12 protein-coding genes and 1 pseudogene are annotated in these 18039 nt (G+C 73.5%); 6 read left to right on the top strand and 7 right to left on the bottom strand.

The genetic code is table 11. From position 1 onward, the window contains the following. Positions 1 to 33: 33 nt before the first annotated feature. From ACZ501_RS17105 to ACZ501_RS17095, 3 genes are all read right to left on the bottom strand, one after another. The gene (locus ACZ501_RS17105) at positions 34 to 2091 is read right to left on the bottom strand and encodes a prolyl oligopeptidase family serine peptidase (protein ID WP_468796237.1); all 2058 of its coding nucleotides are present in this window, start codon (positions 2089 to 2091) and stop codon (positions 34 to 36) included. Between the two features lie 57 nt (positions 2092 to 2148). Further along, positions 2149 to 3066: an oxidoreductase gene (locus ACZ501_RS17100; protein WP_468796235.1), complete on the bottom strand. Its 918-nt coding sequence runs from the start codon at positions 3064 to 3066 to the stop codon at positions 2149 to 2151. A 61-nt stretch (positions 3067 to 3127) separates the two neighbouring features. Continuing rightward, entirely contained in the window at positions 3128 to 3481 is a 354-nt protein-coding gene (locus ACZ501_RS17095; RefSeq protein WP_362456563.1) for a PRC-barrel domain containing protein, read from the bottom strand. Positions 3482 to 3621: 140 nt separating this feature from the next. On the opposite strand from ACZ501_RS17095, the gene ACZ501_RS17090 reads away from it, so the two are divergent. Together ACZ501_RS17090 and ACZ501_RS17085 are read left to right on the top strand one after the other, a co-directional pair. Next, entirely contained in the window at positions 3622 to 4236 is a 615-nt protein-coding gene (locus ACZ501_RS17090; protein WP_468796233.1) for a TetR/AcrR family transcriptional regulator, read from the top strand. A gap of 38 nt (positions 4237 to 4274) precedes the next feature. Then, positions 4275 to 5573 (top strand): MFS transporter, encoded by a 1299-nt coding sequence (locus ACZ501_RS17085; protein ID WP_468796630.1) that lies wholly within the window; start codon positions 4275 to 4277, stop codon positions 5571 to 5573. Between the two features lie 46 nt (positions 5574 to 5619). Here ACZ501_RS17085 and ACZ501_RS17080 read toward each other — a convergent pair whose 3' ends face one another. From ACZ501_RS17080 to ACZ501_RS17070, 3 genes are all read right to left on the bottom strand, one after another. After that, positions 5620 to 8868: a TIM-barrel domain-containing protein gene (locus tag ACZ501_RS17080; RefSeq protein WP_468796231.1), complete on the bottom strand. Its 3249-nt coding sequence runs from the start codon at positions 8866 to 8868 to the stop codon at positions 5620 to 5622. 240 nt (positions 8869 to 9108) lie between these two features. Beyond that, positions 9109 to 11136, bottom strand: coding sequence for a HelD family protein (locus ACZ501_RS17075; protein WP_468796229.1), 2028 nt, complete (start codon positions 11134 to 11136; stop codon positions 9109 to 9111). A gap of 799 nt (positions 11137 to 11935) precedes the next feature. After that, positions 11936 to 12412, bottom strand: a complete 477-nt coding sequence (locus ACZ501_RS17070; protein WP_468796227.1) for a VOC family protein — start codon at positions 12410 to 12412, stop codon at positions 11936 to 11938. A gap of 110 nt (positions 12413 to 12522) precedes the next feature. Here ACZ501_RS17070 and ACZ501_RS17065 point away from each other — a divergent pair, with 110 nt between their 5' ends. Continuing rightward, on the top strand, positions 12523 to 12957 hold the full coding sequence (locus tag ACZ501_RS17065; protein ID WP_468796225.1) for a hypothetical protein: 435 nt from the start codon (positions 12523 to 12525) through the stop codon (positions 12955 to 12957). Positions 12958 to 13048: 91 nt separating this feature from the next. Further along, a complete protein-coding gene (locus ACZ501_RS17060) occupies positions 13049 to 13783 on the top strand; it encodes a hypothetical protein (protein ID WP_468796223.1) in 735 nt (244 codons plus the stop codon). 211 nt (positions 13784 to 13994) lie between these two features. Here ACZ501_RS17060 and ACZ501_RS17055 read toward each other — a convergent pair. Beyond that, positions 13995 to 14204: pseudogene (locus tag ACZ501_RS17055) on the bottom strand (transposase); the annotation flags it as partial. 507 nt (positions 14205 to 14711) lie between these two features. Here ACZ501_RS17055 and ACZ501_RS17050 point away from each other — a divergent pair. Beyond that, positions 14712 to 17405, top strand: a complete 2694-nt coding sequence (locus tag ACZ501_RS17050) for a D-alanyl-D-alanine carboxypeptidase family protein (protein WP_468796221.1) — start codon at positions 14712 to 14714, stop codon at positions 17403 to 17405. Between the two features lie 29 nt (positions 17406 to 17434). Then, the gene (locus ACZ501_RS17045) at positions 17435 to 17938 is read left to right on the top strand and encodes a GNAT family N-acetyltransferase (RefSeq protein WP_468796219.1); all 504 of its coding nucleotides are present in this window, start codon (positions 17435 to 17437) and stop codon (positions 17936 to 17938) included. The last annotated feature ends 101 nt before the right edge of the window (positions 17939 to 18039 follow it).

The raw sequence follows: 18039 nt of genomic DNA, 5'->3' as shown, positions 1-18039 counted from the left end.
GGGGGCGCCCGCGTCCGGAGGCGGGCGGTCAGGTCACGTCCGCGGGGTCAGCCGCTCCCAGAGGAAGGTGTGCACGAGCGCCTCGTTGAAGGCGGTCTGCTGGTGGTCGGTGGCGCCGGCGTGGCCGCCGCCGATGTGCTCGTGGAAGAGGACGGGGTGCCCCAGCTCCCGGAGCCGGGCGGCCGCCTTGCGGGCGTGGCCCGGGTGGACGCGGTCGTCCCGGGTGGAGGTGAGCAGCAGCAGCGGCGGGTACGGGGGGCCGTCGGCGCGGATGCGGTGGTACGGGGAGATCCGCTCGAGGTGGGGCCGGTCGGCGGGGTCGTCCGGGTTGCCGTACTCGGCGGTCCAGCTGGCTCCGGCGAGGAGCTTGTGGAAGCGGAGCATGTCCAGCAGCGGGACGTGCGCGACGACGGCGCCGAACAGCTCCGGGTCGCGGGTGAGCATCGCGCCCATCAGGAGGCCGCCGTTGCTGCCGCCCTCGATGCCCAGCTGGGCGGGGGTGGTGATGCCGCGCGCGGTGAGGTCGCGGGCGACGGCGGCGAAGTCCTCGAAGGCCCGGACGCGGTGGGCGCCGAGGGCGGCCTGGTGCCAGGCGGGCCCGTACTCGCGGCCGCCCCGGATGCCGGCGACCACGTACGTCCCTCCGCGCGCGAGCCAGGCCCGGCCGGTGACCGCGCTGTACTGCGGGACCATGGAGATCTCGAAGCCGCCGTAGCCGTAGAGCAGGGTCGGGCCGGGGCCGGGGCGGTCCTCGGGGCCGACCACGAAGTACGGGACGCGGGTGCCGTCGGGGGAGGTGGCGAAGTACTGGCTGACGCGGAGCCCGGCGGTGTCGAAGAGGGCGGGCGCCTGCTTGAGGGCCTCGCCGCCGGCGGACCCGGCCTCCCCGCGGTAGAGGGTGGAGGGCTGGAGGTAGCCGGTGACGTCGAGGAAGTACTCGTCGCTCTCGTCCGGGTCGGTGCACACCACCGACGCCGTGGACAGCGGCGGTACGCCGTCCAGCGGGGCGCGGCTCCAGCCGTCCGGGCCGGGGGTGAGCAGTTCCAGACGGGAGGAGACGTCGGCGCGGGTGCGCAGCAGGAGGTGGTTGCGGGTCCAGCTGTAGCCGGCGAGGGCGGTGCGCTCGTCCGGGGTGAACAGGACGCCGGCCTCGCGGCCGCCCGCGCGGTACGCCTGGAGGTCGAAGGCGAGCAGGCTGCCCGCGGGATGGCCCAGCCAGGGGCTGCGCGGCTGGACGACCAGCCACTGGCGGTGGATGCCGGCGACGGCGTCGTCCGGTACGTCGATCTTCTCGGGCGGTGCGGCGGGGTCCTCGGGGAGCAGGAACAGCTCCTGGTTCCAGAAGTCGATCTGCCGGGAGACGAAGTCCCGCTCGAAGCCGGGCGTGTCGTCGTGCCAGCCGGTGGCGGACAGGTCGTCCGGCCGGCCCTCGTAGACCCGCTCGGCTTCGGCGAGGGGGGTGCCGCGGCGCCAGCGGCGGACCTGGAGGGGGTAGCCGGAGGGGGACATGGAGCCGGGGCCGAAGTCGGTGCCGATCCACAGGTGGTCGGCGTCGATCCAGTCGACCCGGGTCTTGGCCTCCTCGACGGTGAAGCCGCCCTCGACGAACTCCAGCGTCGTGAGGTCGAACTCGCGCACCACGCAGGCGTCGGCGCCGTCGCGGGACCGCATCACCAGGGCGTGGCGGTGCTCGGGGCCCAGCACGGCGCTGCCGGCCCAGGCCCACTTCTCGCCCTCGGCCTCGGCGAGCGCGTCGAGGTCGAGGACGGTCTCCCAGGCCGGCCGCTCGGTGCGGTACTCCTCCAGGGTGGTGCGCCGCCAGACCCCGCGCAGCCGGTCCGCGTCCTGCCAGAAGTTGTAGAGGTGGCGGCCGCGCCGGACCACGTAGGGGATGCGCCCGCCGTCGTCGAGGACCTCGCGCACCTCGCGCTCCAGCACCTTGAAGCCCGGGGCGGTGGTCAGCGCGGCGACCGTCTCGGCGTTGCGCTCCCGGACCCAGGAGAGCGCGGCCTCGCCGTCCACGTCTTCCAGCCACAGGTAGGGGTCGTGGTCGCAGGGGCTGCCGGAGCCGGCGGGGGTCTCTTCGCTCATCCGCCGATTGTGCCGGACGCGGCCGGGCCTGCGGCGCCGGCCCGGCCCGTCGGCGCGCTACTGGGCGGCGGCGCGGTGGACGCCTTCGAGGAGTGCCAGGTCGTCGTCGGTGAGGTGCAGGGCGCCGGCGGCGACGTTGTCGACCAGGTGGTCCGGGTTGCCGGTGCCGGGGATGGCCAGGACGTGGGGTCCCCGCTGGAGGGTCCAGGCGAGGCGTACCTGCGCCGGGCTCGCCCCGTGGGCGCGGGCCACGGCGAGCACTTCCTCGCTCTCGGAGGCGCCCGCGCCGCCCTCTCGGCCGGCGGCGGCGATCGCGTAGAAGGGCACGAAGGCGATGCCCTGTTCCCCGCAGTGCCGTACGAAGTCGTCGTACTCGGGCCGCACGCCGATGCCGTACATGTTCTGCACGCAGACGACGGGCGCGATGGCCCGGGCCTCGGCGAGCTGCTCGGGGGTGACGTTGGAGACGCCGAGGTGGCGGATGAGCCCGGCCCGGCGCAGTTCCGCCAGGGCTGCGAAGCGTTCGGCGAAGTCGGGGTGGTCGGGCAGGACGCGCAGGTTGACCACGTCGAGGTGGTCGCGGCCGAGCTGGCGCAGGTTCTCCTCGACCTGGCCGCGCAGCTCGGCCGCGACGGCGTGCCTCGTCCACTCCCCCGAGGCGTCGCGGGCGGGGCCGACCTTGGTGGCGATGACCAGGTCGTCGGGGTAGGGGCCGCCGAGGGCGCTGTTGATCAGCTCGTTGGCGGAGCGGAGCGGGGAGAAGTAGAAGGCCGCGGTGTCGATGTGGTTCACGCCGAGTTCCACGGCGCGGCGCAGGACGGCGATGGCCCGGTCCCGGTCGCCGGACGGGCCGCCGGCCTGGAGCGCGGCACCGTTCTGCGTCAGCCGCATGCTGCCGAAGCCTATGCGGTTGACCTTCATGTCTCCGAGGGTCCAGGTGCCCGACGCGGATGCGGTGATCGTCTCTGTGGTCATCCGAAGATGATCTCCCGGGCGGCGGGTCCGCCGCCAGGGGCTTTCGCCCGCCGCACCCCTCTCACATGTGCGGGTCGGAGTAGTACGTCTCGATCTGCCGGACGAAGCCCGGCTCGTCCTCGTGGCGCCCGTTCTGCTCGTAGTCGGGTGAGTCCTTGACCTGGTCCCGGGTGCAGGTGAGGTGCACGGCCCGGGCCTCGGCGTCGACGCGCGCCACGAAGCCGGCCGGTATGACGACCTTGCGGCCGAAGATCCACGGGCCGGTGTCGACGACGAGGTAGGAGCGGGCCACGTCGTCCGTGTGCCGGTCGACCTTGCCGATGGGTCCGTCGGCCGCGTCGACCTTGTAGCCGACGAGGTCGGTGCCGGGCGCGTAGCCCGACCGGTGGCCGTAGCCCCAGATCCCGGTTCCCATGACGGCCTCCCTCTGACTGCACCCTGCCCCGGCCTCCGACTGTCCCTGCCCCGCCCCGTGGCCTGCGCCTACCCGTCGACCGGTACGGAAACCCGGCGGGGTCGATAGACACTGTCTACGTCGCGTGGTAGACAGTGTCTATGGTGAACGAACCGGATGTGTCACTGCGCGAGCGGCTGATCGACGTCGGAGTGGAACTGGTCACGAGCGAGGGGACCGGCTCCCTCGGCCTGCGCGAGATCGCCCGCCGCGCCGGCGTCTCCCACGGCGCGCCGCGGCGCTACTTCCCCACCCACCAGTCGCTGCTGTCGGCCATCGCCCGGCGCGGCTTCGGCGACCTCGGCACCCGCTTCCTCGCGGCCGGCGCGGCGCAGCCCGCGCCCCTGGAGCACGTGCGGGCGCTCGGCCGGGCGTACGTGGGCTACGCCCTGGAGCAGCGCGGGATGTTCGAGCTGATGTTCCGCCACGACCTGCTGGACAGCACCGGCCGGGAGCCCTCGGGGGCGCCGCGGCTGCGGGAGCAGACCCTGCCGCTGTTCACGCTGCTGACCCGGCTGGTCGGCGCGTGCGGGGCGGCCGAGCCCGAGGTGACGGCGGCCGCGCTGTGGGCGGGGCTGCACGGGGTGGCGCAGCTGTGGGGATACGGCAGCCTGCCCCTGGTCCTCGGGGCCGACGCGACCGGGGACCCCGGCCCGCACGTGGACGCGCTGGTGGACGCCGTGGTGGACGCCCACCTCGGGACGGCGCCGGCGTGAGGGCGCGGCTCGCGCTGCTGGCCGGCGTCGGCGGTGCCATGCTCGTCGCCCTCGACGGCACGGTGCTGATCGTGGTGCAGCCCGCCCTGCGCCGCGATCTGGGGGCGGGGGTGGCGGAGGTCCAGTGGACGAGCACCGCATACCTGCTCGCCGTCGCCGCCTTCCTCGTCGTCGCCGGGCGCCTCGGGGACCGGTACGGGCACACCCGGCTGCTGCTGACGGGGGTGCTCGGCTTCGCCGCCGCCTCGGCGGGGATCGCGTTCGCGCCCGGGGTCGGCTGGGTGATCGCGCTGCGCGCCCTCCAGGGGCTGTTCGGGGCGCTGTTGCAGCCCGCGACGCTCGCCCTGCTGCGGCTGGCGTACCCGGGGGAGCGGCTGGGCCGGGCGGTGGCGGTGCGGACCGGTGCGATCGGGGTGGCCGCGGCTGCGGGGCCGCTGCTGGGCGGGGTGCTGGTCGCGCAGTGGGGCTGGCGGGCCGTGTTCGCGGTCAACGTGCCGGCGGCACTGCTGGTCGCCGCCCTGGCGCTCGCCGTACGGGTGCCCGCCCCGCGGCACCGGGAGCCCGGACGGCTGGGTCCGGCGGGTCCCGTGCTGCTCGCGGCCGCTCTGGCGGCGGCGGTGTCCGCGCTGGCCGGCGTACCGCAGTACGGGTGGACGGCCGCGCCGACGCTGCTGGGCTGCGGGGCTGCCGCCGGGCTGGGGGCGATGTTCGTACGGGGTGAGCGGCGCGCGCAGCTGCCGCTGGTGCCCGCGGCCGTGGCGCGGTCGCGGCCCGTGGCGGCCTCCATGGCGCTGCTGCTGGCCGTGTCGGCCGGCATGTTCGGGGCGCTGTTCACGGCGACGTTCCTGCTCCAGGACGTACGGGGCCTCGGGCCGCTCGCCACCGGGGTCCGGGTGCTCCCGCTGACCGCCCTGATGGTGGCCGGGGCGCCGGTGGCGCAGGCGGCGCTGCGCCGGTACGGGCCGCGGCGGACCGCGCTCGCGGGGACGGCGTTGGTGGTGCTGGGCATCGCGGGCCTGGAGGCGTACGGCGGGCCGGCGTTCGGGGTGCTGGGGGCCGGTTTCGGGGCGGTGATGGTCACCGCCACCGGAACCGTGGTCGGCGACGCACCGCCCGGGTGCGCGGGGGTGGTGGGCGGGCTGAAGCAGACCGCCATGAACGTGGGGCCGAGCCTGGGCATCGCCGTCGCGGCGGGTGCCGGCGCCGGCTCCGGGGTCGGCGCCGGCACGGTCGGTCGGCCGCTGGCGTGCCTGGCGGCCCTGGCCGCTCTGGGACTGGCCGCGGCCTGGCTGCTGCCGGGGCGGACCGCGTCGGCGGCGCCGACGCGGGCGGTGTGAGGCGGGTCCGGCCCGGCGTGGGGGGCCGGGCCGGACCCTGGGGGGGTCAGGGGGTGAACGTCCAGCGCTGGGCGGCGCTTCCGGCGCAGGCGGCTCTGGTGAGCCCGGTGCCGTCGGCGGTGCCGGAGCCCGCGGGGGTGAGGCACTGCCCGGCGCTGCGCAGGCTGCCGTCCGGGCCGGGCTGCCAGGTCTGGCCCGGGCCGCCGGCGCAGGCCTGGACGGTGACCTTCGCCGGGTCGCCGGCGTCGAGGCAGACCCCGTTCAGGCCGGTGAGGCGGCCGTCGCCGCGCAGGGTCCAGCGCTGGTTCGGGCCGCCGTGGCAGGAATAGAGGGTGGGGGCCGTGCCCGGGGCGGTGGCGCTGTGCGGGAGGTCCAGGCAGCGCACGGAGGCCGCGTTGACGAGGGTGGCGTCGGCGGGGAGCGGCGTCGGGCGGCCGGTGAGGGTGAGTTCGGCGGCGCTGGTCCAGGGGCCGCGGCCGCCGGCTTCGGTCAGGGCCCGCAGTCTCAGGTAGCGGCCCGTCCTGGGGGCGAGGGCGACGCTCTTGGCCGCCGGGGTGTCGGCGAAGGTGCCGGTGGCGGCCGGGGTGCCCCAGTCGCTGGTGGTGTCGGAGACGTAGACCTCGTAGTCGCCGATCCGGCCGTTGGCCCCGCCGTCCTGGCGGGGCAGGTAGCCGAGGCCGTCGACGGTGTAACGGGCGCCGAGGTCGATGCGGATCTCGTGCGGGAGGGCCGCCGGCTTGCCGGAGGACCAGGCGGTGTGCCACAGCGTGGCGGGGTCGCCGTCGAAGGCGTTGCGTGCCGCGCCGTTCTCGGCGGCGGTCTCCTCGCTGTCGGCGGAGACCAGGGTCCAGGCCGCCTGCGGCACGGGCGGGGAGGTGACGGGGACGGGGTCGGCCGCCGGGACGGAGGTGCCGGCGGCGGTGACGCGGAACGCGCCCGTCTTCGTACCGGTCTTGACCCACAGGACGCCGGCGCGGTCGGCCGGGTCGTGGAACCATCCGGTGGCGGCGGAGTCGTACGCGCTCTTGTCGGCCAGGCGGGGCAGCGCGGCGCCGTCCACCGTGAGGGTGGTGGGGGCGGACGCCACGTGGAGGGTGAACTCGTACGCGCGTGACGCGGGTTGGCCGGCGTAGCTGCCGGTGGGGGCGCCGACGGAGACGGTGACCGTACCGGAGCCGGCGGCCGGGGCGGTGACGTCGACGCGCTGGCGGGCGTAGGCCCCGGTCTGGTACGCGCGGGTGCGGCCGTCGTCCTCGTACAGGCTGAAGGCGGAGGTGCCGCGCGGGTGGATGTCGTACGTGAGGGTGGAGAGCGGCTTCTCACCGGAGTGGTTCATCTGCGGCCACATCGGCACGATCGCCCCGCCCTTGACGAAAAGCGGCAGGGTGTCGAGGGGCGCCCGGTAGCCGTTCAGCCAGCCCGGGCCGGCGTACGTCTTCCCGGTCCAGTAGTCCGTCCAGGTACCGGCGGGCAGGTAGATGCCGTCGCGGACGGAGGTGTCGGAGACGACCGGCGCGACGAGGAAGGAGTCCCCGGCCATGAACTGGCCGCTGGTGAGGTTCCCGCGGGCCACCGGGTCGTCGGGGTATTCCAGGACCATCGCACGGGTGCTGGGGACGCCGCTCTCGTGGGCGGTGCGGCTCATCGTGTACAGGTAGGGCATCAGCCGCATCTTGAGCTGGAGGTACTTGCGGTTGACGGAGAGGTAGGGCTCGGCGAAGCGCCAGGGCTGCTTGTCCTGGTAGCCGGCCGACGGGTTGACGGCGCCCCAGCCGGACATCGTCATGAAGGCGGGGGTGAAGGCCTTCCACTGGAGGTCGCGGGCGTACGTCTTCGGGCTGCCGCCGAAGATGCCGTCGACGTCCCCGGAAGCGTAGTTGAGGCCCGAGAGGCCCGCGCCGGCGATGGCGGGGACGTGCCAGCGCATGTCGTCCCAGGTGCCGTAGGTGTCACCGGTCCAGACGACGGCGTTGCGCTGGGTGCCGGCCCAGCCGTCGACGGTCCACACGAAGCGGCGGGCGTCGGAGTTCTTCTCGATGCCGTCGACGGCCTGCTGGACCCCGTTGAAGGCGTACTTGTAGCCCCTGCCGATCCAGGCCACGTCGGTCTTCACCGCGCGGGTCCCGGCGGTGCCCACTTCGGCGGCGATGTCGGTGAGGCCGGTGGAGGTCCACAGGCCCGTCTGGAAGCCCTTGGCCTTGAGGGCGTCGACCGTCGACTTCAGGGGTGCGGTGTAGCCGCAGCCGTAGCCGTCGTTGGGCAGGAACCAGCCCGAGGGCATGTCGGCGGCGCGGGCGTCGGCGGCGTAGCCGGCCACGTCGGGGGTGGTCTGGTGGCGCGGGCGGTCGTGGTCGCCCTGGTAGTCGGGGTTGGAGGCGTTGAAGCAGTCGGCGTTGCCGAGTTCGAAGCCCCACATCGGCGCCATGAAGGGTTTGCCGCTGACGTCCGTGTAGGCGTCGAGGACGGATTTGAGGGAGTCGCCCGTGAAGTACCAGGCGTCGAAGCGGGTCTCGTCGTGGGTGAGGGCGGTGGGGGCGGTGAAGGCGTAGGAGCCCGGGGCCCAGGTGTTGCGCATGACGCCGTAGTCGTTGGTGGACATGTAGAAGGGAGCGGGGCTGGCGTTGTCGTTCTCGCGCCACTTGTTGTCGACGGCCACGGGGACGGTCTTGCCGCGCAGCGCCCATTCGCCGAGGCGCAGGCCGGTGCCGTAGAACTGCTCGTCGGCGCCGCGCGCCAGGTACTGGGTGGTCTTGCCGCCGCCCCAGCTGGTGGGCTGCGCCTCCTGCCAGACGGGGGTGGTGTCGTCGGCGCGGTAGACGGAGAACTGCAGGGGCGACTTGTTGACCCGGATGGAGAGGGCCCCGGTGGTGATGCGGAAGTAGCCGCCGGCGTCGGTGTAGCCGGCGTTGACCGGGCCGAAGTCGGTGGTGGCGGCGAGGGCGGATCCGGCGGGGTCGTCGGTGAAGGACCCGTCGGGAGAGAGCCAGAGGCGGAAGATGTCGGCGCGGGCGACGACGACGCGGGCCTTGGCGCCGCTGGAGGTGCTGACGGTGAAGGTGCCGCCCGACTGGAACAGACCGGTGACGCTCCCGGCGGTGGCGGCCGGTCCGGCGGCGGCGGGCCCGGCGGCGGCGCGGGCGGTGGCGGGGCCCGCCGCGGCGAGGCCGGCGGCCGCGAGCGCGGCGGCGAGCAGGGCCGCGAGGCGGGTCCGGTGGCGGCCGGGGCGGCCGCGGCGGCGGTGCTCGGGTGGGGGGTCGTGCCGGTGGCGCCTCGGGGACAGTCTCATCGCGCTCATGGGCAGCTCCTCGTGCGGTCCGGATCGCGGACACACCGCCTTGGCATGCACCGGGCAAGATAGCGGACGGAGGCCGGTCATTTGAAGGAAGCTGCTTGAAGTAGTCCGGTACCGAGCACTTTTGCGCACGCGACTACGAGGCGCGCCATCAGCGGCGGGGTGGCGAGCGGCCCTGTGCGCGCGGGCCGGTGCCCGTACGGCGGCGGGTGCGCCCGCGGCAACGACGCGGGCGCCGAGCCGTCAGGCGGGCTGGGCGGTGATGGTGCAGAGGCGCTTGGTGGCCCGGGTCAGGGCTACGTACAGGTCCCTTTCCCCGCCGGGGCGGGCCGCGATGATTTCCTCGGGGTTCACAACGACGACCGCGTCGAATTCCAGGCCGCGCGCTTCGGACGCCGGCACGATGCGGGCGTGCCGACCGATGCCCCGGGCCGTCAGCTCGCTCACCCTGGTGTCCGCGCAGACCACGCCCAGGAGTTCGCCCGGGTGTGCGGTGCTCTGGGCGCGGAGTTCCCGCACGACGGCGGCGACCAACCCGTCCGCAGGTGTGGTCAGGGTGCGGGGGCTCTCCCCGCTCCGCAGCGACCGGGTGGGCTTCTGGTCGGGAGCGATCCGCGCGAGCAGCTCCCGGACGCTCTCCAGGATCTCCTGCGTGGTGCGGTAGCTGACGGTCAGGTCGTGCAGTCTGAACCGCGGTCCGACGTGCGGGCTCAGCGCCTCCTTCCAGTCGCGTGCCGTCGCGACGGGGCCCGCCTGGGCGAAGTCGCCCACCAGCGTCATCGCCCTTGCGGGGCAGCGACGGAGGATCATCCGCCACTGCATGGCGGTCAGTTCCTGCGCCTCGTCGACGACGACGTGCCCGTACGTCCGCTGCGGGGGGCCGTCGACCAGGTTCGCCGCCTCGTCGAGCAGCGGCACGTCGGCATCGGTCCACGGGGCGTCCTGACCGCGCAGCAGGAGGGACCGCTCCTGCGCGGTCAGGCGGGGAAGGCGCTCGGCGAGCGCGCCGGCGTCCGTCAGGAGCGCCTTCACGAGGTCACCGGGTACCAGCCGCGGCCACAACGCCTCGACCGCCCGGTCGACGCCGTCGTCGTCGAGGAGATCGGCTCGGATGGCGTCCAGGTCCAGCTCGTGGACCGGACCCGGGTCGGCCGCACCCTCGGCACGGCGCTGGGCGACTCCGGTGAACCGGTCGAGGTCGATGCCCGTCATCGCTTCGGCATCGGCGTCGATCTGCTCCAGGAGGTCGCCCATGTCCCGTTGCAGCGCATCGGTGACGGCGTCGACCAAGAGCTCCCTGAACACCTGGCGCGCGGGGTTGTGCCCGGGCGCGGCCGCCACGGCGGCGTCGCGTGCCGCGGCGACCTCCTCGCCGGACAGGTGAACCCGTTCCTGTCCGACCCGCACGGTGAAGTCGCCGGCGGGGGCTTGGCGGGCGCGCAGCAGACCGGCCAAGGCGTCGGCGAGGTCGCAACCGCCCTTGAGGCGCGCCGTGTCGAACGGGTCCGCCGTGCCCGGGGACACTCCGGCCAGTTCCCGGCAGGTCGCCAGAACGACGTCGTTCTCTCCGAGCGAGGGAAGGACCTGGGAGATGTAGTCGAGGAACCGGGCGTTGGGGCCGACCACCAGGACACCCTCCTCCGCGGCGCGCGGGAACGCGTACAGGACATAGGCCGCCCGGTGCAGGGCGACCACCGTCTTGCCGGTGCCGGGCCCGCCCTGCACGACGGTCACCCCGCGGTGGGAGGAGCGGACGATCTCGTCCTGCTCGGCCTGCAACGTCGCGACGGCCGCGTGCATCGTGCCCGTACGCCGCGCCGACAGGGCCTCGGTCAACGGGCCGTCCCCGACGACGTCCTCGTCGGTGGGGGCGGTCCCGTCCAGCAGTTCGTCGCTCACCGAGACGACCGTGCGCTCCTCGAGGCGCAGGTGCCGGCGCCGCCGCAGGTTCATCGGGTGGACGGGTGTCGCCTCGTAGAAGGGCCGCGCCGCGTTAGCGCGCCAGTCCACGAGCAGCGGCAGGTCGTCGTCCTCCGTGTGCAGTCCGATCCGCCCGATGCGCAGGGCCGTGCCGTCCGTCCGGTCGATGCGCCCGAAGACCAGCCCCTTTTCGGCGCCCTCCAGCCGGCTGATTTCCCTGGCCAGACGCTCGGCGGCGATGTCCCTCTCGTATACCTCGCCGGCGCTTTCCGCCGGAGCCTTCAGCACACTTTCCCGACGGGCTCGCGCCTCGGAAAGCCGCTCGGTGAGCAACTCGTATAAGGAGGACACATAATCCCGCTCCAATGCAACAGCACGCACAGCGGGATCATTCGTTTTCGACAACAGGGGGCTCCTTCGATTCGAGCCACACCATACGATCAAAGCCCTCTGAAGGTAAGTCTTGACTTACCTGACCAGCCATGGCCCTGGGACCGAATCCACGACGGCCGGCGGCCTGGCGCACCCGGCATTCCACCCTTCCGCATATCGCCGATGTGCGCTTTCGCCGCCGCATGCCTTATGACGAGCCCGTTCCTGGGATACCGGCGATGTTCCGCCGCTATCGGGGGAAATGGGGGACCAGGTGTCGGCCGTACTCGCCGGTGTGACGGCAGAGACCCAGAGGTTCCCCACCTCGCGCTTTCCCGGCGGTCGGCAGGCTAGGAAGGTGGGCGGCATCCCGAGCTCATGGAGCCTCGGGCTGGTGGTCAACGTGCAGCGGGTTGCCGATTTCAGGAAGAGGCTCAGTTGCCCACGAAAAACGACGCGGTCGCCGTCCTCCCGCAGCTCGTACACGCCCGAGTCGCATGGCCAGGCGTTCACCGCCCAGACAATGTCCTCATCCACGCTCCACTCGACCCGGTGTTCTCGCCCCACGGCCTCAGGGGCTCCCTGCCAGAGCGCCACCACTGCACCCACCGCCGAGTGCACTCGGACATGCATGGGCCCCGACGGTGCGGGCTGCACTGCCCCTACTTCGACCAACACCGCACCATGATCCCCCGACGGCCTTACCCGCGCCGAGGCAGCCATTGCCGTACCCAGTCGGGTGTGGCTCTCCTTGAGCGGAGGGCCACACCCGACTGACCTACTGCTGCTCCTTGTGCACGGCTTCGATGTTGTTGCCGTCCGGGTCGTCGACGAACGCGCAATAGGCGCGGTACTCAGGCCAAAGCCGGGGCTCGTGCCGGGACGTGCCACCAGCGGTCAGGGCGGCCTCATAGAAGGCGTCAACCGCGGCTCGGTCGCGTGCGGTGAACGCGATGTGCGCACCCCGGGTCACCGTGGCGTCGCCCGCCGCATACAGGCCGAAGGAAGGGGTGTCCAGTTCCTCTTCCCAGAACTCCGCTCCGCCGTCGGACGCTTCCCGGACCACACCGAGGGGTTTGAGGGCGGCGGTGTAGAAGCGGGTGCTCGCCTCGAGGTCCGAGGCGATGAAGGTGACGTGGTGAATGAAGGGCCATCGTTGTGTCATGACCGCGCAGTCTAGAGCGCCGAAGCCCGGCGCCGGGTTTGACGGAACCCCGCGCACGTCGAGCCCGGCGGCGGGGAGTGGACCGCTCACGGGCGCACAGTCGGTTGCTGCCAAGGAGACCGCCCCGGCTTCCACCCCGCGCCCGCGACTGGGACTTGTCCGCTCGATCATGGCTGTGGACAGTCGGGCATGGCGCCCGGGTGAGCATCATCGTGAAGTTCTTCGTGGCGCCGGACGACACGTCAGCGGGCTTGGCCCTCGAGACCGGGCCGGGACGGGCATTCGAGTCGCTCTCCTTCGGCAACTTCGATGCCGAAGAAGCCGTGGTCGAGTGGGAATTCCTCCTGGCCGACGGCAGCTTCGAGGAACTCGTCGAAGCCGGTGAGCCTCGCATCGTCGCTGGCCAGGACAACGACGGGTGCGTCGTCTTCGCGATTTCGCCTCGCCTGACCACTGCACTCGCGGACGCAGGGCACTCCAAACTGCGTGACGTCGCTGCCTCGTGGGCTCTACTGCGTGCGGAGGACGGCGAGGCCGTCGACACCGAGATCACCGACGACATCGTGGTCGATCTGGCTGCTCTCGCCGGTAGCGCCCGACGCCAGGACCAGAGCGTCTACTGCTGGGTCACCTAGGCCGTCTCTTCCGGATCTTGCAGGTCAGGCAGGAGACAAGAGGACGGCCCGAGCTGGGCTCCTGTCGATGGGGTGCCGTAGCGTCGGCAGCATGATCTCCGAGCCGACGAGCCAGGCCGAGGGCCCCTACGATGCAGCCTTCCTGCCGCGGCTGCGCATGTCCTTCCGGGCTGCACCCGGGCCGGTCACGGACCCGGTGTCGAAGTTCGGCGGGCAGCCGGTCTGGCTGGACGGCCCGGCGTGGCCGGTGCATCCGCGTACGGGAGAGCCGCTCGTGTTCATCGGCCAGTTCCGGGTGCCAGGGAACGAGGTACGCCTCGCCTACCTGTTTCTGCACGAGGAAGGCATGGACATGGCCGGCAACGCAGCGGAGGACGGCGAGGCCGTCGTTCTGGTCCAACCGGGCGGGCGGATACCGTCCTTCGCGTCGATCGGGTCCCCCAGCACCCAGGGGCGAACCCTGTGGCGTTGGGGTCCGGACGATACGGAGGTTCCCGTCGAATGGCTGACCGATCTGACGCCGATGCCACCGGAACTCGACGAGGCGGCGAACCAGGCCGCTGCCTGGTCCCGGTGGCTGCGAAGCGAGGGACCAGAGGTCGAATACCCCGACGAGGAGCGACCCAAGGACTTCCTGGGGGGCGAAGCCCTTTACCCGAACTACCGGGTCTTCGGCATCGATTCCTCTTGGCTGTTCCTCTGCCAGTTCGAGGACCGGGGCGAGGCGGAGTCAGATCCCTTCTTCCTCAATTTCGGTTACGGCAGTGGCTTCCTCTTCCTCAGCTCCGACCACCTTGAAGGCCGGTTCATGTGGGACTGCAGCTGAGGCCGCTTCTTACGGATCTCCTCGCCGACCAGATGAGGAGGGAGGCGACGTGGAGTCCGGCGAGGTAGGCGGTGGCGGTCTTGTCGTATCGGGCATCTTCCTCTGGTCCGCCCACTGACGAACACGCAACTCACGGCCGGAGGCACTCCTACTGCGGATCGAAGCACACGAGGCGTGCTCGCTAGCCAGTGCGGCGGCGTACTCGGGCGGTGCGGGCGCCAGCCGCGTGTTGATGCGCGCGGACGATGGTGGAGTCGACCGGGATGTCCCAGCCGATCTCGCCTATGCCGTCAGCCGCGGCCTGGACCTGCTGGAGCAAGCGTTCCCAGGTGCCGTCGGCCGACCATCGGCGGTGGCGTTCGTAGACGGTCTTCCACGGCCCGAACCGTTCGGGCAGACACTGCCACGCTTCACCGCGTCGGGAAGTACATCAGCGGACCGGTGGACCAAGGCGAGGTGTCCTCTGCGCCGGGTTCTCAACGGCATTGCGGTGCTCCCGGTTCGGCTCAAGGCCTGCTGGTTCCGCGCAGCGGCGGTATGGGCGCAGCCCCTGGATACCTGCGAGTCCTGAGTGGGCGGGGCTGCCGTGGCAGGCCGTTGACCGTCCGGACGGCGGTCCGGGAGCGAGCAGACCTGCGCGTCGCCCCAGGGGCCGGGCCGCTCCGTCGCCGAGGATCTGCATGCGGTCGCAGACGTCCCTCCCCCTCTGCGAGGAGGTGCGAGGACCTCATCACGCCAGGGCCGCGCCCGGCGGCGGGGCGCGTTGAGGTACTGGCGGCCTGCGGAGTATGACCGAACCGTCACAACGCTGCGAGGACGGAACGCGGAGGCCGGGCGGGGCATCTAGGTGATCGGCGGGCCGGGTCGGCCGCGTCGACGTGACGGCGAGGGCCGGCAGAGCCGGGTGCGAACAGCAAGGTGGGCACGGATGAAGGCGGAATCGGTGGCGAGCGACGGAACGGACAACACCCTTGTCCTTGCCGGGCGGGAACGGGCGAACTCCGGTCCCCGCACCGTGAACAAGCAGAGCGACGCCCCCGCCGAACAGGACCCGGCCGACGCCGCCCCGGAAACGGAGACCGGTAGCCCCGCCGAGCGGGAACCGGCCGACGCCGACGCGGGAACGGAGACCAGCACCCGCGCCGAGCAGCAGTCGGCCGACCGCGAGCCGGCCGCCCGAAGCGAGCAGACCGGCACCGACATCGACACCGAAGCGGAACCGGCCGACACGGCCGCGGAAACGGAGACCGGCAGCCCCGCCGCGCGGGAACCGGCCGACGCCGACACGGGAACGGAGACCAGCACCCGCGCCGAGCAGCAGTCGGCCGACCGCGAGCCGGCCGCCCGAAGCGAGCAGACCGGCACCGACACCGACACCGAAGCGGAACCGGCCGACACGGCCGCGGAAACGGAGACCGGCAGCCCCGCCGAGCGGGAACCGGCCGACGGCGACGCGGAGACGGAGAGCAGCGCCCGCGCCGAGCGGGAGCCGGCCGGGGGCGAGCGGACCGACGCGGAGTCGGAGAGCGGTAGCCGCACCGGGCGGGCCGAGGCCGTCAACGGTGCCAAGGCCTCCGCGCCGGAAGCAGCCCGGGGTTCCGCCGCGGGGGTACGCGCCCCCGGGGCGGACGGCGCCGCCGAGGGTGACCGGGTGGCGGCCGCACGCGAGACTCCGCACCGGGCGGACGGCGGCTCCCCCGCCGCGCAGCCCGACGGGAGCGCGTCCCCGGCGGACAGCCCCGGCGGGACGGCCCCGGCGCAAGAGACCGGCGACGCGGACGCCGCCGCAGGCGCCGACGGCGGCGAGTCCCCCTCCGCCCTGCCCGACCGGGCCGCCGGCCGGGCGGACGGCCCGGGCGACTCCGCGCCGTCCGGGGCCGGGAAGTCCCGTCCGCGCCCGTCATGGGCGAAGGACAGTGACGGCAGAGCCGGGGCAACCGCCCCTGAGCGCGAGGAGAACCAGGAGTCGCCGCCCGCTGCGGGCGGCGCCGCACCGCAACAGCCGGCCAAGGTAGCCGGGCCCAAGCCGCCGGTCACGGACCGGGCGGCCGGCGCCGACCGTCCCCTGGCGACCACCGACGCGACCCGGCCCCAGGGCAGCGGCCCGGCAGCCGCACCGGCCGCCCACCCTGGCGTGCCGGGTGACACGGCACCGGCACGGCCCGCCAAGGAAACCGGACCCAAGCCGCCGGCCCCGGACCGGCCGGCCCGCCCCGCCGCGACCACCGACGCGACCCGGCCCCAGGGCAGCGGCCCGGCAGCCGTACCGACCGCCCGCCCCCGCGTGCCGGCCGGCGCTCCGACGCGCCCCGCCCCGCAGCCGCCCCTGGAGCTGCTGGCGGAGCTGACCAACACCGCTGCCCCGCCGGAGACCCGGGGCCGCACCCTCACGCGCCGCGTCAAGGTGTGGACGCCGATCGTACTGCTGCTCGGGGCCGCCGTCGTGGGCGTCCAGATGCTGCGCCCGCTGCCCGCCCCGCAGCTCGTCGCGGCGCAGGCCTCGTACACCCTCGACGGTTCGACGCCCATCCCCTGGCCGGCCAAGGGGCAGGCGGCCGTGCGCGTGGCCGGCTCCGGTGACATCGGCACCTTCGGTGAGCAGAGGCCGGTGCCGACGGCCAGCGTGGCGAAGGTGATGACGGCGTACGTGGTCCTCAAGGGGCATCCGCTGCGCAGGAACGACCCCGGCCCGCGGATCGAGGTCGACGCCAAGGCGGTGGCCGACGGCGCCTCGGAGCACGAGTCCCGGATCAAGGGGCTGACCGCCGGGACGAAGTTCAGCCAGCAGGACATGCTCAAGATGCTGATGATCCCCTCGGCCAACAACATCGCCCGCCTGCTGGCCCGCTGGGACGCCGGCAGCGACGACGAGAGCGCCTTCGTCGCGAAGATGAACGCCGCGGCCCGGGACCTCGGCATGCGGGACACGACGTACACGGACCCCAGCGGTCTGGACGCGGGTACGGTCAGCACCGCTGTCGACCAGCTGAAGCTGGCGGAGGCGGTGATGCGGGACGAGGCGTTCCGGGCGGTGGTGGCCATGCCCAACGCCACGATCGAGGGGCTGCCCGAGCCGATCAAGAACAACAACGCCGACCTGCTCCTGGCACCCGGCCTGAGCGTGAGGGGCATCAAGACCGGGTCGAGCACCCCCGCCGGCGGCACCCTGATGTGGGCGGCGTACAAGTCGGTCGGGGGCGACACCCCGCTGATCCTCGGCACGATGATGGACCAGCACGTCGACGGCCCCGACCCCGACGCGGCCAACAGCCTGGCGCTGGTGAAGGAGAACAGCCGCAAGGTCATCGAGGCGGTCCGCTCGGCGCTCGGCCAGGTCACCGTCATCCGCAAGGGGCAGCCGGTGGGGCACGTGTCCGACGGGCTGGGTGGCACGACCCCGCTCGTGGCGGCGAAGGACCTCGCCGTGGCGGGGGTGCCGGGGCAGCGGTTGCGGCTGACGCTGGGGGCGGGCGCCCGGCCGGTGCCGCACGGGGCCGGGGCGGGGACGGAGGTCGGCGTACTGACCGTGGGCGAGGGGAGCGGCGCGAAGAGCGTGCCGGTCGCGGTGCGAACCGACCTGCGGGAGCCCTCGTTCGGGGCGAGGATCACCCGGCTGTCCTGAGGCGGATCCGGCCGTGGTTGCATGACCGGATGGAGATCCGGCGACGCGAAGACGACGATCTCGGCGCGTGCGTGCGCGTACTCGCCGAGGTGCACCACGGCGACGGGTATCCGGTGGACTGGCCCGAGCGGCCGCGGGAATGGCTGTCGCCGCCCGCCCTGCTCGGCGGCTGGGTCGCGGAGCGGGACGGCGCGGTGGCCGGCCATGTCGGCCTGTGCCGCAGCGGACCCGGCGACTCGGCGCCGGGGTTGTGGAGCCGGCGGACGGGCGTGCCCGTGGAGCGCGTGGCCGTCGTCAGCCGGCTGTTCGTCGCGCCCGGCGCGCGCGGGCACGGGATCGGCGCCCTGCTGATGGCGCGGGCCGTGCGGGAAGCGCGGGAGCTCGGGCTGCATCCGGTGCTCGACGTGGTGGCCTCCGACGCGGCGGCCGCCGCGCTGTACGAGCGCCTCGGCTGGAGCCTGCTGGCGACCGTCGAGCAGCGGTGGGGTCCGGACCGGCTGGTGACCGTACGCTGCTACGCCGCGCAGCGGTAGGGGTGTGACGGGTTCGCGACGGCGAGCAGGGCCGGGCGGACGCCGGAAGAACCGTCCGGCAGCACCCCGGGCGGCGGGGGAAGGGTGCGCTGCCGGGGACT

This window comes from Streptomyces sp. NPDC034085 (genome assembly GCF_055575555.1).
Note: the sequence above shows the minus strand (reverse complement) of the source record. Positions and strands in the feature narration are given on the sequence as shown.